Consider the following 15359-nt stretch of genomic DNA (forward strand, 5'->3'; position numbering starts at 1 on the left):
CCGGCCTCTAAGATCCAGAGCGCCTCATGATCCCCCGCTCCAACTGCCCATGGAATAGCGTAACGCTGCAATTGCAGCAACGGTCAGCTTGTCTCAGGTAAATTGGAAATAGATTCTAAATCTTTAACTACCGGTTTTCTTGAGTTTTTTGTCTTTCCAAGGGCCCGACACAGTGGGTGCGCCGAACAAAAACCCCTGCAAGCAGTCCACGCCATTGGCCACAAGGAATTCGGCATCGCCCCTGGTTTCGACCGATTCGGCGGTTACTAGAATTTCAAATTCCCGGGCCACAGCGACCAGTGCCCGGACCAACGCTTGATTGTCCGGGTTTTCGGAAATTCCGCGGACGAACTGACCGTCGATCTTGGCGGCATCAAACAAAAACTCGCGAAAGTGGCGGAAACTGAAATTGCTGGCACCGAAATCGTCCAGCGCAAACGCAACGCCGCGGGGTTGTAGCCGGTCCATGAAATCGATCACCAATTCGGGCACAGTCATGGCCGAACTTTCCGAAATTTCCAGGATTAGCCGTTCGCCCAAATTGGCGTCTTTCTTGAGAAACCGATCTAACACCCGAGAATACCGCGCATAGCCGATCGAACGTGCGGACATGTTGATGGACAGGCGGATTTCGGGGTTATTGATCAGTGTCCTCAACCCCATTTCCAATGCGACACAATCCAGATCCCGCCCGATCGGGGTGTTTTCCAATTGCGGCATGAAATCCCGTGCAGGAATAACCCGCCCGGTTTCGTCCAGCACCCGAATGAACCCTTCGTAGAACGCTACACCGAATGGTTGATGCGCCTGCATGACCGGCTGAAAGGCCAGTTTGCATTGTTTGTGCTTTACCGCTTCGGTCGCCATCTGAACCGAGGATTCGTCACGGGATGCGACGGCTGCGTTCAGCGGGCTTTCGGCACCCTCGGGCGCATCTGTCTGTTTCCTGTCCCGCATGTCCTTGCCAAGCCCCTTAACGTCACCGGTCAGGGCCTTATTTCAAGGCAAAGGTATGAATTTGCGGTTAAGAGGAGCGATTTTGCCAGGTGTCAGCGCGCGGATTCCCAAACCCGTCCTAGTACAGCGGCGGCGCCGACCACGGCTCCCATGAAGCCCAGTGCAAGCATGACAAAGCCCAATGCAACGATGGTTGAGGGGCCACCCGTCAGTGCCGTCAACATGGCCAAAGCCAGACCGATCAAACCAAGTGTGGTCGATACTGTCATCAAACGGGTCATGGCGGCCTCCGGGTTACTGGCTACGGGTCACATCCGCTGAATATGGAATGTGAAATCCCGTTTTCAAGAAAGCAGAGAGTCGAACAGGCGGATTTAAGCCTGTTTTGCCTGTGGATTGGGCGTCTGGGCCTCAAGTTGTTCAAAACCGGGCGTTCCGTGATCTTCGGGATGGCGCGCCAGATGCCGGGCTTTGATCTGTTCCGAGCTTTCGCGGCTGCCATCATGGCTGTAACCCGGTGGAGCAAAGCAATAGGCCAGACGTTCGCGCAACGTCAGCCCCGGCTGGGTTGCGTCGCGCCAGATACTGACCCATTCGTGAAAGGCCACGCGCAGCGGGTTGAACGTGCCGATATTGTGGACCAGCCCGTAATCGACGCGGTCGTCCTTCTGTTCGGGCACAAACGTGCCAAACAGTTTGTCCCAGATGATGAAAACCCCGGCATAGTTGCAATCCAGATAACGCGCGTTCCGTCCATGATGGGCGCGGTGGTGGCTAGGGGTGTTCATCACCGCCTCGAACCAGCGGGGCATTTTCCCAATCGCCTCGGTGTGAATCCAGAACTGATAGATCAGGTTCAAACCGCCGCAGAACAGCACCATCGCCGGGTGGAAGCCCAGCAGGATCAGCGGCGCACGTACCACCATCATGAAGGTAAACGTATAGGTCCATGTCTGCCGCAGCGCCGTGGTCAGATTGTAGTGTTGAGAACTGTGGTGGTTCACGTGACTGGCCCAGACCCAGCGGATGCGGTGACCGAACCGATGCACCCAGTAATAGCGTAAATCATCCAGCACAAAGCACAGGATGATCACCGGAATCGAGGTGCCCAGGTTCAGCGGCGTGATCTGCCACAGCCACATGAAAAAGCCATATGCGATGAACCCAAGCAGCAACCCCGAGGCGATATTTCCCGCCCCCATGATCAGCGAGGTGACGGCATCGCGCGTCTCATACCGTCCGCCCCTGCCTTTGAAAGCGATCCACAGGAACTCGGCCAGAATGGCGGCGATGAAGAACGGCACCGCCCATTGCACGGCGTCGGGAAAGCTCACTTGGTCGGTCATGCGGGGTCCATCAGGTTTTGCCAGTGGGGGCGTTCGAAATCGTCAAGGCGGATCAGGGCTTTGGGCGTGCCGAAGTCATGAAATTGAATTTCGAAACCCTCGGGGTGATCGATCCAGTCGAAATCCAGAAGGTGGCGCGCCACCGTATCGGCACCAAAGGACCACAACAGCCCGTTTCCCGTCTCGGTACGGATCAGGGCGGACCGCTTGTCATGTGCGATTGTTATATCAATTATTACGTCGTCCGGCGCATGGCGCAGCCATTCCGAACGCGCGGTCTGGGGGGTCAGTTCGCGCACGCGTGACCGCCCTGACAGGTGCAGCAGAACGGTGATGCCGACGATGCCTCCGACCACCAGAACCAGAAGTATTTCAAGCGGCATTCTTTCCTCCCGCCCGACAGATTGCAGAGCGGCAATGACGCTGTCAAAGGTAGCGTTGCGTCAGCCAGCTTCGAACGTGTCCAGGACTTCGTGCTGCACCACGCGTTCGACAAAGGGCACCAGCCCATCAGGCCCCGAGGCCCTGTCTTTCAGGTGTATGCAGATGTCTGGCCTGCGTGCTGCGATGATGCCGACCATCTCGCCGCGGATCTTGTCATCCAAGCCCGCGCCCATGACCGCACAGACGATCCGGGGTTCGGCATCCAGTTGCCGCCGGACCTCATCCTGATCATGCGCGCCCAGCCATTGGATAGGCATGTGATCCAGACGCCGCGCCACGTCGCCGATGACATTCGGCAAGCGACCGATCAACAGAACCACTGGTTTCATTGTCGCCTCCTTTCACTGGTAACCAACAGAAAAACCGGCCCCGAGGGACCGGTTCTATTCTAGCACAGATGAATTCTGTGTTTCTGCCTAGTTGGAAATGGTCATAGGCACAGCCTCACCTTTTCCTTTATCGCGTGTGAAGGTTACCTGATTGCCGTCGATTGTAACTTTCTGGCAATCTTCGGGAAGTTGGTTGGTCCCGATAAAGAGATTTCGGCAAAAGTACCTTTTGTTCCAGACCCAAGCCCCTTTGATTTTGCCTTTTTTGGCGGTTTCCCCCTGAATCGTTCCGTCTGCCGCGACGACAAGCCAAGAGCCACCGCTTACGAGCTTCTTGCCAACGATTGTGTCCATGAATTGTTGTTGCTTTTAATGTCTTTGGCGTCTGCTGTCGTCGCGGCAATACAAAGAACACTGACCGCCGCGATCAGGATGGCAATTGATTTCATAGCTATTCCCCCAACGATTAAAGCTGAGAGAATAGCATGATTCGTCTTTTTTCGTGTGTGTTTACTTAGCTTTCAGCGCCGACAAGCGTCGCGATAATCGCCTTGGCACTTTCTGAATTCCATTCCGCATCGCCGATTAACCGGGCAATTTCCTGACCCTCAGGATTCAGAATAACAGTGATTGGCAACGCAACAACGCCAAACTCGCGCGCGGCGGCTGAACCGGGGTCCTGATGGCGCGGCAGGTTATTGATGCCGTTTTCCTCGAAGAACTTCTTGATCCCGGCGGGTGAGTTGCGCCCGGTGGCAAGGGTCAGAACCTCAAACTTGTCACCGCCGAACTCTTCTTGCAGCTCGGCAATCTGCGGCATCTCTTTGCGGCAAGGCGCACACCACGTGGCCCAGAAGTTCACCAGAACATACTTGCCGGCATAGTCCTCAAGCGTTCCAACTCCGCCCTCATCTTCCAGCTGGAATTCGATTGTTTTTGCGGGCTTGGGTTCTTTGTGCAGGATCAGGCGTTTCAGTGTTCCATCACGCAGCGGGCCAAGCGTTTCGGCATCTGTCGCCAAAGCGGCGTTTGCACCCAGCGCAAGGGCCATATAAAGGGGGATCAGACGAAATAGGCGCATATCAACTCCGGGTTTTCTTACATGACCGATCAATCTTCGAACCAGATGTGGGGCGGCCGCTTTGCCGCCGGTCCAGACGCGATCATGGAGGCAATCAATGCCTCGATCGGGTTCGATCAGCGGATGGCAGCCCAGGACATCGCAGGCTCGCGCGCCCATGCCGCCATGTTGGCTGCCACAGGCGTAATAACTGATAGTGATGCGCAGGCAATTCGGGAAGGGCTGCTCACCGTTTTGTCAGAAATTCAGAACGGGGAATTTCAGTTCTCGACCGCGCTGGAAGACATCCACATGAATGTCGAAGCGCGTCTGAAAGAGGTTATTGGCGAGCCTGCAGGTCGTTTGCACACGGGCCGCAGCCGGAATGACCAGGTTGCGACCGATTTCAAACTGTGGGTGCGTGATCAACTGGACGCTGCAGAGAGCGGTCTGCTGGCCCTGATCCGCGCGCTTTTGGCGCAGGCCGAGGCCGGGGCCGATTGGGTCATGCCAGGCTTTACCCATCTGCAAACCGCACAGCCGGTGACGTGGGGCCACCACATGATGGCCTATGTCGAGATGTTTGGCCGTGACCTGAGCCGCGTCCGCGATGCGCGAGCCCGGATGAACGAATCCCCCTTGGGGGCTGCGGCTTTGGCTGGGACGTCTTTTCCCATCGACCGCCAGATGACGGCCGAGGCGCTGGGCTTTGACCGGCCTGCCGCCAACTCGCTGGACGCAGTCAGCGACCGCGATTTCGCGCTTGAGTTCCTGTCGACCGCCTCGATCTGCGCCATGCACCTGTCGCGCTTTGCTGAAGAGCTGGTGATCTGGTCTTCGGCCCAGTTCCGATTTGTCACCCTATCTGATCGGTTTTCGACTGGTTCGTCGATCATGCCGCAGAAGAAGAACCCGGATGCTGCAGAGTTAATCCGCGCCAAGGTGGGCCGCATTTACGGTGCAAATACCGCATTGATGATGGTTATGAAAGGCCTGCCGCTGGCCTATTCCAAGGACATGCAAGAAGACAAGGAGCAGGTCTTTGATGCCGCCGACAATTGGATGCTGGCGCTGGCTGCGATGGAAGGTATGGTTAAGGACATGACTGCCAACCGCGAAAGCCTTGCGGCGGCAGCGGGCTCGGGGTTCTCGACCGCTACCGACCTTGCTGACTGGCTGGTTCGTGTATTGGGCCTGCCGTTCCGCGACGCCCACCATGTGACCGGATCGCTGGTGGCCATGGCCGAAAGCAAAGGCTGCGACTTGCCTGATCTGACGCTGGAGGACATGCAATCGGTCCACGCAGATATCACCGATGACGTCTATTCTGTCCTTACCGTCCAAAATTCGGTAAACTCGCGCCAGTCTTATGGCGGCACCGCACCGGATCAGGTGCGGGCCCAGATCAAGCGATGGAAGGCGTTGGTATGATGCAAATTCTCCGTGTTGTCCTGCTGATTGCGGCTGGGTTTGCCCTGGTCGCCTGTGGCGCAGATGGCGAGCCGATCCAACCCACGATGAGCGCCAATGTAGGCGTCGGAAGCAGCGGCACTTATGTTGGTGGTGGTGTTGGCTTTCGGCGCGGTGGATTGGGTGTTTTTCTTGGGGTTTAATCCTCTGAGGTAATTGCATTTTGCCCACGCGGCGCCCATGTTCGCACGTATGATCGGCCTGGTGCCGAATTTCCTGAGCTAAGATGACATCATGAAGATTTTCGGCCTGATCCTGACTATTGCCGTACTTGCGGCCTGCGAGCCTTCGCACAACTCCCGCCCCGAACCCGAGGCGAATTCCGGCAGCTCTGGTGTTTCGATTTCGGGCTATGGTCGGGTTGGCGTTTCTGTCACCAACTGACCGAATACCGCCGGATGTGCGGAATCCATTGATCCACCGGGCGGTTTTGGTCTAAGCGCGCTGTCATGGATCACTTTCTCTACCGCGACGGCGCGCTTTACGCCGAGGATGTCCCAATCTCCGAAATCGCTGCCGCGGTCGGGACCCCGTTTTACGTCTATTCCACCGCGACTTTACTGCGCCATTTCCAGCTGTTCGATGACGCGCTGGAAGGGACCGAGCATCTTGTCTGCTACGCGATGAAAGCCGCCAGCAATCAGGCGATTCTGAAAACGCTGGCGCAGGCGGGCGCGGGGATGGATGTGGTCTCGGGCGGGGAATACCTGCGCGCCAAGGCGGCGGGTGTGCCAGGCGATAAAATCGTTTTCTCAGGCGTTGGCAAAACTGTGGATGAGATCCGCACCGCGCTGACCGGGGGCATCCGTCAGTTCAACGTTGAATCCGAGCCCGAGATGGAAGTGATTAACGCTGTAGCGCTGGAATTGGGTGTGGTTGCGCCGATCACTGTGCGGGTTAACCCGGATGTTGATGCCAAAACCCACGCCAAGATCGCTACAGGAAAGTCCGAGAACAAGTTCGGTATTCCCATCGCCCGCGCGTCAGAGGTCTATGCCCACGCCGCGTCCCTGCCCGGGCTTGAGGTGATTGGCATCGACGTCCATATCGGCTCGCAACTGACCGAGCTGGAGCCGTTCGAGCTGGCCTATACCAAAGTCGCAGAGTTGACTGAGCAGCTGCGTGCCGAAGGTCACAATATCCGCCGTCTCGATCTGGGCGGAGGTTTGGGCATTCCCTATACCCGTGCCAATGACGCACCACCGCTGCCCGTAGAATACGGTGCGTTGATCAAGAAAACGCTGGGCCATCTGGATTGCGAGATCGAGATCGAACCTGGTCGTCTGATCGCGGGCAATGCCGGTTTGATGATCAGCAAGGTGATCTATGTGAAATCCGGTGAGGGGCGCGATTTTCTGATCCTCGACGGGGCCATGAACGACCTGATCCGCCCCGCCATGTACGAGGCGCATCACGATATCGTTGCCGTGCAGGAACCGGCGCCGGGCGTTGAACAACAGCCCTATGATATTGTCGGTCCGGTCTGTGAGACCGGTGATACCTTCGCCAAACAACGCAACATGCCACCGCTGGCGCCGGGTGATCTGGTGGCCTTTCGCAGCGCCGGAGCCTATGGGGCGGTGATGGCCAGCGAATATAACACGCGCCCCCTGATCCCTGAGGTTCTGGTACATGGGGATCAATTTGCAGTTATTCGTGAACGGCCAAGCTTTGACGAAATCATAAACCGCGATACCATACCTGAGTGGCTTTGACGCGATGACCGCGCGGGCCCGCTCAGGAGGCCTGCCTTGAACGCAAGACATAACCTGCCGATTCCAAGACTTTCCCTGTGGCTGACGCACGCAGGGATGCTGGCCGAGCAGGTTTTGCGTGCATTCTGGCCATTTTTCTCGATTTTCATGGCGATTCTGGCTGCGTTGATGCTGGGGTTGCAGGATCACGTCCGGGTCGAGTTGGTCTGGGCAGTGGGTGTTGTCGCAGTGATTGGCCTGCTGGTGGCGCTGGTCTGGGGTATCAGGCGATTCCATTTACCCAGACGGGCCGAAGCGCTGATGCGGGTGGATGCGTCACTGCCGGGGCGTCCGATTCAGGCGCTTATGGACGATCAGGCCATTGGGGCGATGGATGCCGATTCAGTCGCGCTGTGGCTGGCGCACCAGACGCGTATGGCGCAACGGGCGGCGCAGGCTGAGCCGGTCAAACCAGATTTGCGGCTGGCTGATCGCGATCCTTATGCGTTGCGTTACTCTGCCTTGCTGGCGCTGGTGATTGCGGTTTTGTTCGGATCGTTCTGGCGCATTGGTTCAGTGGCCGAGATGACGCCGGGCGCGGCCACGGCTGGGCAGGGGCCCAGCTGGGAAGGCTGGGTGGAGCCGCCACGCTATACCGGCTTGCCGACGCTTTACCTGGCGGATCAATCAGACCCGACACTATCTGTTCCACAAGGCAGCCGCATCACCCTGCGTTTTTATGGCGAGGTCGGCGACCATAGCTTGACCGAGACGACATCGCCCCTGGGTGCCGAAGACGCATCTGACGTGGAACAGGATTTTCTTGCCACCCGTTCAGGCCAGTTGACGATTGAAGGTCCGGCAGGGCGGAACTGGGCCGTAAACATCATTGCTGATACGTCGCCGAAGATTGCGATCGCCGACGAGGCCGAGACCGAGGCTGGCGGACGCATGAAACTGCCGTTCACTGCTGTGGACGATTATGGCGTGGTCTCTGGATCAGCCGTGATCGTGCTGGATCTGGCTGAGGTCAGCCGGAGCTATGGTCTGGCCGCTGTACCCGAACCGCGCGAAGTGATCTCCGTGGAACTTCCGATGCCGATTACCGGCGACCGGATCGATTTTACCGAAGACCTGATCGAGGATTTCTCGCAGCACCCTTGGGCGCATTTGCCGGTCAAGATTACATTGACGGCACGGGATGCGGCCGATCAGGAAGGCCACTCTAATCCGTATCAGACCACATTGCCTGCGCGACGTTTCTTTGATCCGCTGGCCGCTGCAGTGATCGAACAGCGGCGTGATTTGCTGTGGGCCAGGGATAACGCGACCCGGGTGTCTCAGATTTTGCGCGCGGTCTCGCATCTGCCCGAAGGGTTCTTTCGATCCGACACCGCGTATCTGCGTCTTCGTGTGACCCTGCGGCGATTGGAAATGTTCGATGACTACGGGCTGACACTGGAACAACAGGAAGAGATCGCCCAGGCCCTATGGGATCTGGCGATCATCATCGAAGACGGAACGCTGGCCGATGCGCTGGAACGGATGCGCCGGGCACAGGAACGCCTGACCGAGGCGATGAAGAACGGCGCCACCGATGAGGAAATCGCTGAGCTGATGCAAGAGCTGCGCGAGGCAACGCAGGATTACATGCGCCAACTGCAGCGTCTGGCACAGGAAAACGGTGAGTTTGACGAAAACCAACAAGGCGAGAATGGCGAATCCCTGCAGATGACGCAGGACGATCTGCAGCGGATGATGGACCGTATTCAGGAACTGATGGAACAGGGCCGCATGGCTGAGGCTCAGCAGGCGCTGGAAGAGTTCCAGCGGATGATGGAAAACATGCGCGTCACTCAGGGCCAGGGGCAGGGCCAGCAATCCGAAGGCCAGCAGGCGATGGAAGGGTTGGCCGAAACCCTGCGCGAACAGCAAGGCCTCAGCGATCAGGCTTTCCGCGATCTGCAGGAACAGTTCAACCCCGGCGCGCAGGCTGGTGAAAGCCAGGGCAACGAAGGCCGCAATGGCGGTCAGGGTCGGGGACAAAGCCACGAAGGTCAGGGTGGTCGCGGCGCAGATCAACAGGGCGACGGCCAGCAAGGGCAAGGATCGCTGGCTGATCGCCAACAGGCTTTGCGCGATGAATTGGGTCGTCAGCAACAGAATCTACCCGGTGCGGGCACGCCCGAGGGCGATGCCGCGCGCGATGCGCTGGGCCGCGCAGGGCGGGCTATGGACGAGGCCGAAAACGCGCTGCGCAATGATGATCTGGCTGATGCAATCGACAACCAGTCCGAGGCGATGGAAGCCCTGCGCGAAGGTATGCGGTCACTGGGTGAAGCCTTGGCCCAGAACCAGCAGAACCAACCGGGTCAGGGATCGCAAGAAGGTGATATGCAGGCCAACAGCCGTGATCCGCTGGGCCGCAACCCGGGTTCGAATGGCTCGATCTCAACCGATGACAGCCTGTTGCAGGGCGAGGATGTCTATCGTCGCGCCCGCGAATTGCTGGACGAAATCCGTCGCCGCACCGGTGAATCGGATCGTCCTCAGATCGAGTTGGAATACCTCAAGCGGCTGTTAGAGCGGTTCTAGGTCCGTCTTTCAATCAGGTCAGTTCTGTGCTGTCCCCGAAGTCTGTGCTTCGAGCCACAGACGTGCCTGATCCACCAGCGACACATATGGGGTCAGGATCGGTTCGGCCTGCGGCACAGCCTCGCTGATTTTTTGGGCGTTGCCATAGACCAGCAACAGAATGATGCCAACAATCAGGATCAATGCAAATCCGCGCACAAATCCGCCAGATTTACGCGGCGCGGGCTCGTCTTCTGCGCCCATGATGTCGTCGCTGCGCAAGCTGGAATTGATCGCTTCGACATCGGGCAGGTCATCTTTCTGGCCCGCGTCTTCTGCGGTTTCCGTGGCCGTCAGTTCCTTGATGGCGTGTTCGGGGTCAGGCTCCGGAGGAGTGTCCAGTGCCAAATCGGGCTGAGTTTCTATGCTGCCGCCTTCCTGGGCACGCAGCTCAGCCTCTCGGGCGGCTTCCTCTTGCAGGATGCCGGCAACAGCGGGGTCGATATTTCCGGTTGTTTCGGGTTTTTCCGGCTCGGGGGCTGCTTCAGGTTCTGGTGCGGGTGTTGTTTCGGATTCCGTCGCAGGTTCAGATCTAGGCTCGGCCTGCGGTTCCGCGACAAACGCTTCATCCACCGGTGTGGGGGTCGGGTCTGTCGCGGCTTCCTCGGCTGCAGGCTCTTCTGAAATGGGTGTGACCGCTGCGGGCGCGGGTTGGTCCGGGTATTTGGCCTGGAACCAGGTGTTCTCGCAATTTGAACACTGAACGTCGCGGCCCTCTTCCGGGATGACTTCGTCTGGCACCTCATATTGGGCACCGCAATTCGGACACGTAAGACGCATGCTGCCTCCTGGTCGGGACCTCGACCTGATAATAGTTTTTTTAGGGATGTTATTCCGTTAAGACCTGACCGCAAAGGGTGTTTTCGGTTTGGCAGCATAAATGTCACCAATTCGCCCCGGTGCAGGCATTGAAACCACAACCACGCTCGGGCAAGAAGAGCAGCAATTAGAACGGGGGCCCCTGTGATCGAGCTGGAAAATGTCAGCTACACCTATGGTGGAGGTGAATTGCTGAGCAACGTGTCCCTGCGACTGCAGCCGGGTTCGTTCCACTTTCTGACCGGCCCTTCGGGCGCGGGCAAGACCACTTTGCTTAAACTGTGCTACGGCGCATTGCTGCCCACGTCCGGACGGCTAAGCGCGTTTGAACAGGACGTGGCCCAGCTGGATCGCGACCAGATGGCCCTGCTGCGCCGCCGGGTTGGCGTTGTGCATCAGGATTGCCGGTTTCTGGATCATATGACGGTGGTCGAAAATGTCTCGTTGCCGCTGATGGTGTCGGGGCGTTCGGAATCTGCGTTGCGGGATGATCTGACTGAATTGCTGAACTGGGTGGGTCTTGGCACCCGGCTGGGCGCGCTTCCGCCCGAACTGTCGGGTGGTGAACGTCAGCGCGCCGCGCTGGCCCGGGCGGTGATCCTGTCGCCCGATGTTGTTCTGGCAGATGAGCCCACTGGCAATGTGGACTGGGAGATGTCGCAACGCTTGCTGCGCCTATTGATCGAGCTGAACAAGATGGGCAAAACCGTGCTGATCGCCACCCACGATCTGAGCTTGATCCGAGCTGCCAAAAGCCAGGTGCAGGCACGCGTGCTGCGTATTTCGCAACGGCAGGTCCAACTTGCGGGGGCAGACCTATGAGCAAGGGGATGATCCGAAACTTGCTGAAACGGGATGCGCGCGCCGATCGGGTGGTGCCCCCCACCGGTTACACCGCGCATCTGACCTTGTTCGTATCGGGCGCGATGGCTTTTCTGACCGTGTTTGCGCTGGCCCTATCGCTGGCGTCCGGGCGATTGGCCGACCGTTGGGCAACCGAACTGGCCGGGGCGGCCACCTTGCGGATCAATGCCCCCGCCGACCAGCTGGCCGCCCAGACCGAGGCTGCGTTGACCGTGCTGGCCCAAACCCCCGGCGTCGCATCGGCCCGGGCGCTGACGACCGAGGAGCAGGCCGCGCTGTTGTCGCCATGGTTTGGTTCTGACCTGCCGCTGGACACATTGCCCGTTCCGCAACTGATCGAGATCATCGAAGGCGATCCGGGTCTGGATGCAACCGGACTGCGGTTGCGGTTGGGGGCCGAGGTACCGGGCGCTGTGCTGGACGACCACACCCGCTGGCGCGAACCTCTGGTCGATGCGGCCATGTCACTGCGCCGGCTCGGTTGGGTCTCGATCCTGCTGATCGGTGGCGCGACCGCAGCCATGATTACGCTTGCGGCTAATGCCTCGCTTGCGGCCAACGCGCAGATCATCGAGGTGCTGCGTCTGGTTGGTGCCAGGGATCGCTTTATCGCCCGCGCCTTTGTCCGGCGCTTTACTTACCGGGCATTCTTTGGCGCGGTTGTCGGGGTATTGCTGGGTATGACCGGGGTGCTTTTGCTGCCCGAAGCCTCGGACGAGGGCGGGTTTTTGACCGGTCTGGGCTTTCAGGGGGCAGGCTGGTTGCTGCCTGCACTGATCCCTGTATTGGGCGCAACTGTTGCCTTCCTGGCCACGTGGACCGCCGCCAGCCGCAAATTGAAGGAGCTTTCGTGATGGCCACAGCGTTTCAATGGGTGCGCTCTTTGATCTTCATGATCGTGATCTATGTCTGGATGCTGATCCTGGGCATCGTGTTTGCCCCCTTTGCCCTGTTCAACAAGCGTGGTGCGTTGCGGGCGTGTAAGACCTATGCCCGCACAACCCTGTGGCTGGCGCGTTGGATGGTTGGCATTCGATCCGAAGTACGCGGCACAGTGCCGGTGGACGAGGTGGTGATTGGCGCCAAGCACCAGTCCTTTCTCGACATCATCATAATTTTCGACGCCATCCCCCACGGCAAATTCATAATGAAGAAAGAGCTGCTGTGGACCCCTGTCATTGGCATGTATGCGCGGCGTCTCGGCTGTATCCCAGTCGATCGCGGTAAAAAGGGCGCGGCCGTGGCCAAGATGGTCAAAGACGTCGCCAAAGAATTCACCGAGCCCGGTCAATTGGTGATCTACCCGCAGGGCACACGCGTTGCGCCAGGGGTGCAGAAACCTTACAAAGTGGGCACAGCGGTTCTGTATGAGGGGTTGGGATTTCCCTGTGTCCCGGTGGCGACAAATGCCGGAGTTTTCTGGCCGCGCACAGGTGTTCTGCGCAAACCGGGTTTGGCGATAGTGGACTTTCTTGATCCGATCGAGCCGGGGGTTGCGCGCAATTCGTTTCTTGGTCGATTGGAAGACGTGATTGAGACGCGATCCAATGCGTTGATGAAAGAAGTGGGGTTTGATCCGGATGGAGTTCATTAAGGACATCGAATCGCTCGAAGCGATCTACAACAGACCGCCCGGCGCGGCCTCTTTTCGAAAAGTGGTACACAGCCTGACGCCACTTTATCGCAAATGGATCATGACCTCGCGGCTTTGTATCCTCAGTACCGTGGGTCCCGAAGGTGTGGATGGCAGCCCCCGCGGAGATGATGGCCCGGCGGTGTTAGAGCTTAATCCAAATACGCTGGCCCTTCCGGACTGGCGCGGCAATAATCGATTGGATTCCCTGCGCAATATTGTGGGTGATCCGCGTGTGGCCTTGATGTTTATGGTATCGGGTTCCAACAACGTGGTGCGTGTGAATGGAACGGCCCGACTGACTGCGGACGCAGACCTGCGCGCCCGGTTTGAGAAACACGGCAAACAGCCAGCTACGGTCATCGTTATCGAAATCGCCGAGATCTACACACAATGCGCCCGTGCCTTGATGCGCGCTGAAATTTGGGCCTCGGGCGACAATTCCGCCGAGCTGCCCAGCATTGGTGAGATTCTGGCCGAGGCAAGCCAAGGTGAAGAGGGCGGTGAACGCTACGATTCAGAATGGGGCGCACGCGCTGCAAAAACGATGTGGTAAATGGGGGCTCTGCCCCCGCTGCGGCAAGCCGCAACTCCCCCGAGGTATTTAATGGCCAGATGAACGAGGGATCCGCCTTTTCATCTGGCCAAAAAATATCTCGGAGCGCGAGGCAGAGCCTCGCTAACTCCAGTTGAGTCAGTGCTGTCTTACGAGTGGATCGGACCGTCGCCACAAGCCAGCGCTGCTTCGCGCACCGCTTCCGAATAGGTCGGGTGGGCGTGGCAGGTCAGGGCCAGATCCTCGGCCGATGCACCGAATTCCATCGCCACGCAGACCTCGTGGATCAGATCACCTGCTGCCGGGCCGATAATGTGGCAGCCCAGAATGCGGTCCGTGTCCTTGTCGGCCAGGATCTTCACAAAGCCATCGGCGGCAAAGTTCGCCTTGGCGCGCCCGTTGCCCATGAACATGAACTTGCCGACTTTGTAGTTGCGGCCCTGTGCTTTCAGCGTCTCTTCGGTTTCACCCACATTGGCCACTTCGGGCCAGGTGTAGATCACGCCGGGAATGACGCCATAGTTCACGTGGCCATGCTTGCCCGCGACCTGTTCAGCAGCGGCCATGCCCTCATCCTCGGCCTTGTGGGCCAGCATCGGGCCTTCGGTCACGTCGCCGATGGCGTAGACTCCCGGTACGTTTGTCTGCCAGTCGCTGCCAACTTTGATCTGACCGCGCGGTGTCATTTCGACCCCCAGAGCCTCCAGTCCCAACCCGTCAGAGAACGGCTTGCGCCCGGTGGCGACCAACACGGTATCCGCGTCGATCACATGCTCGCTGTCGTCTTTCAGAAGTTTATAGGTGACCTTGGCCTTGGTTTTGGTCGCTTCGGTCTTTTGCACCGCTGCGCCCATCACAAACTTTAAGCCCTGTTTCTTGAGAATGCGCTGGAAAGTCTTCTGAACCTCGGGGTCCATGCCCGGTGTGATTTCCTTGAGGAACTCAATCACCGTCACTTCGGCCCCTAATCGCTGATAAACCGAGCCAAGTTCCAACCCGATCACACCGGCACCAATCACGACCATCTTCTTGGGAATCTTGCCAAGTGACAGCGCACCAGTCGAGGTCACGACAACCTTTTCGTCAACGTCTACACCAGGCAGCGAGGACGGTTCAGACCCGGAGGCGATGATAATGTTCTTGGCCGAGTGAACCTCATCCCCCACCTTGACCTGACCAGCAGCAGGGATCGAGCCCCAACCTTTCAGCCAGTCGATCTTGTTCTTTTTGAACAGGAACTCGATGCCTTTGGTGTTGCCCTCGATGGTTTCTTCCTTGTAGGCCTGCATCTGTTTCCAGTCGACCGAGGGGCTTTTGCCCTTGAGGCCCATTTTGGCAAAGTTATGCTCGGCCTCATGCAATTGATGTGAAGCGTGCAGCAGCGCCTTGGACGGGATACAACCCACGTTCAGACAGGTGCCTCCCAGGGTTTCACGCCCTTCGACAACGGCGGTTTTCAGGCCCAGCTGGGCGCAGCGGATGGCGCAGACATAGCCGCCTGGGCCGGCGCCGATTACGATGACGTCATAGTTTGCCATTATACTCTCCTAAGT

The 15359-nt window shown here is 58.5% G+C and carries 18 protein-coding genes; 10 read left to right on the forward strand and 8 right to left on the reverse strand.

All coding sequences use genetic code 11. The annotated features are described in order from the left end of the window. Positions 1-123 precede the first annotated feature (123 nt). From ACR0M2_RS14435 to ACR0M2_RS14455, 5 genes are all read right to left on the reverse strand, one after another. Entirely contained in the window at positions 124-957 is an 834-nt protein-coding gene (locus tag ACR0M2_RS14435) for an EAL domain-containing protein (RefSeq protein ID WP_480705682.1), read from the reverse strand. A 92-nt stretch (positions 958-1049) separates the two neighbouring features. Next, on the reverse strand, positions 1050-1238 hold the full coding sequence (locus tag ACR0M2_RS14440; protein ID WP_170350656.1) for a hypothetical protein: 189 nt from the start codon (positions 1236-1238) through the stop codon (positions 1050-1052). Between the two features lie 93 nt (positions 1239-1331). Beyond that, on the reverse strand, positions 1332-2303 hold the full coding sequence (locus ACR0M2_RS14445) for a sterol desaturase family protein (protein ID WP_170397138.1): 972 nt from the start codon (positions 2301-2303) through the stop codon (positions 1332-1334). Further along, a complete protein-coding gene (locus ACR0M2_RS14450; protein ID WP_170350652.1) occupies positions 2300-2686 on the reverse strand; it encodes a hypothetical protein in 387 nt (128 codons plus the stop codon). Before ACR0M2_RS14450 ends, ACR0M2_RS14445 begins: the two co-directional genes overlap by 4 nt. A 60-nt stretch (positions 2687-2746) precedes the next feature. Continuing rightward, positions 2747-3076, reverse strand: coding sequence for a hypothetical protein (locus ACR0M2_RS14455; protein WP_170350651.1), 330 nt, complete (start codon positions 3074-3076; stop codon positions 2747-2749). A 189-nt stretch (positions 3077-3265) separates the two neighbouring features. Between ACR0M2_RS14455 and ACR0M2_RS14460 the strand changes: the two genes are divergently transcribed. Continuing rightward, positions 3266-3565 carry a hypothetical protein gene (locus ACR0M2_RS14460; protein ID WP_480705684.1) on the forward strand — a complete coding sequence of 100 codons (300 nt, stop codon included), beginning with the start codon at positions 3266-3268 and terminating at the stop codon, positions 3563-3565. Positions 3566-3590: 25 nt separating this feature from the next. On the opposite strand, the gene ACR0M2_RS14465 is transcribed toward ACR0M2_RS14460, so the two are convergent. Further along, complete coding sequence (locus tag ACR0M2_RS14465; protein WP_480705686.1) at positions 3591-4157, reverse strand: TlpA disulfide reductase family protein; 567 nt, start codon at positions 4155-4157, stop codon at positions 3591-3593. A 21-nt stretch (positions 4158-4178) separates the two neighbouring features. Here ACR0M2_RS14465 and argH point away from each other — a divergent pair, with 21 nt between their 5' ends. From argH to ACR0M2_RS14490, 5 genes are all read left to right on the forward strand, one after another. Then, positions 4179-5567, forward strand: coding sequence for an argininosuccinate lyase (gene argH / locus ACR0M2_RS14470; RefSeq protein ID WP_170551657.1), 1389 nt, complete (start codon positions 4179-4181; stop codon positions 5565-5567). After that, the gene (locus ACR0M2_RS14475; RefSeq protein ID WP_367647942.1) at positions 5564-5749 is read left to right on the forward strand and encodes an argininosuccinate lyase; all 186 of its coding nucleotides are present in this window, start codon (positions 5564-5566) and stop codon (positions 5747-5749) included. Before argH ends, ACR0M2_RS14475 begins: the two co-directional genes overlap by 4 nt. Before the next feature lie 91 nt (positions 5750-5840). Next, positions 5841-5990: a hypothetical protein gene (locus ACR0M2_RS14480; protein WP_170350645.1), complete on the forward strand. Its 150-nt coding sequence runs from the start codon at positions 5841-5843 to the stop codon at positions 5988-5990. Positions 5991-6055: 65 nt separating this feature from the next. Then, entirely contained in the window at positions 6056-7321 is a 1266-nt protein-coding gene (gene lysA, locus ACR0M2_RS14485) for a diaminopimelate decarboxylase (RefSeq protein WP_170350644.1), read from the forward strand. Between the two features lie 36 nt (positions 7322-7357). Continuing rightward, positions 7358-9895 (forward strand): TIGR02302 family protein, encoded by a 2538-nt coding sequence (locus ACR0M2_RS14490; protein ID WP_480705688.1) that lies wholly within the window; start codon positions 7358-7360, stop codon positions 9893-9895. Positions 9896-9913: 18 nt separating this feature from the next. Here ACR0M2_RS14490 and ACR0M2_RS14495 read toward each other — a convergent pair whose 3' ends face one another. Continuing rightward, entirely contained in the window at positions 9914-10714 is an 801-nt protein-coding gene (locus ACR0M2_RS14495) for a zinc-ribbon domain-containing protein (RefSeq protein ID WP_480705690.1), read from the reverse strand. Between the two features lie 183 nt (positions 10715-10897). Between ACR0M2_RS14495 and ACR0M2_RS14500 the strand changes: the two genes are divergently transcribed. The 4 genes from ACR0M2_RS14500 to ACR0M2_RS14515 are packed head-to-tail and all read left to right on the forward strand — an operon-like array spanning position 10898 to position 13806. Then, positions 10898-11575 (forward strand): cell division ATP-binding protein FtsE, encoded by a 678-nt coding sequence (locus ACR0M2_RS14500; protein WP_480644619.1) that lies wholly within the window; start codon positions 10898-10900, stop codon positions 11573-11575. After that, the gene (locus ACR0M2_RS14505) at positions 11572-12471 is read left to right on the forward strand and encodes a cell division protein FtsX (RefSeq protein ID WP_170361370.1); all 900 of its coding nucleotides are present in this window, start codon (positions 11572-11574) and stop codon (positions 12469-12471) included. The genes ACR0M2_RS14500 and ACR0M2_RS14505 overlap by 4 nt, the downstream gene beginning before the upstream one ends. Next, entirely contained in the window at positions 12471-13211 is a 741-nt protein-coding gene (locus ACR0M2_RS14510; protein ID WP_170350640.1) for a lysophospholipid acyltransferase family protein, read from the forward strand. Before ACR0M2_RS14505 ends, ACR0M2_RS14510 begins: the two co-directional genes overlap by 1 nt. Beyond that, positions 13198-13806 (forward strand): pyridoxamine 5'-phosphate oxidase family protein, encoded by a 609-nt coding sequence (locus ACR0M2_RS14515; RefSeq protein ID WP_480705692.1) that lies wholly within the window; start codon positions 13198-13200, stop codon positions 13804-13806. Before ACR0M2_RS14510 ends, ACR0M2_RS14515 begins: the two co-directional genes overlap by 14 nt. A 149-nt stretch (positions 13807-13955) precedes the next feature. On the opposite strand, the gene lpdA is transcribed toward ACR0M2_RS14515, so the two are convergent. Then, positions 13956-15344, reverse strand: coding sequence for a dihydrolipoyl dehydrogenase (lpdA, locus tag ACR0M2_RS14520; RefSeq protein WP_170551644.1), 1389 nt, complete (start codon positions 15342-15344; stop codon positions 13956-13958). Between the last annotated feature and the right edge of the window lie 15 nt (positions 15345-15359).

Source organism: Ruegeria sp. BE10 (assembly GCF_056538905.1).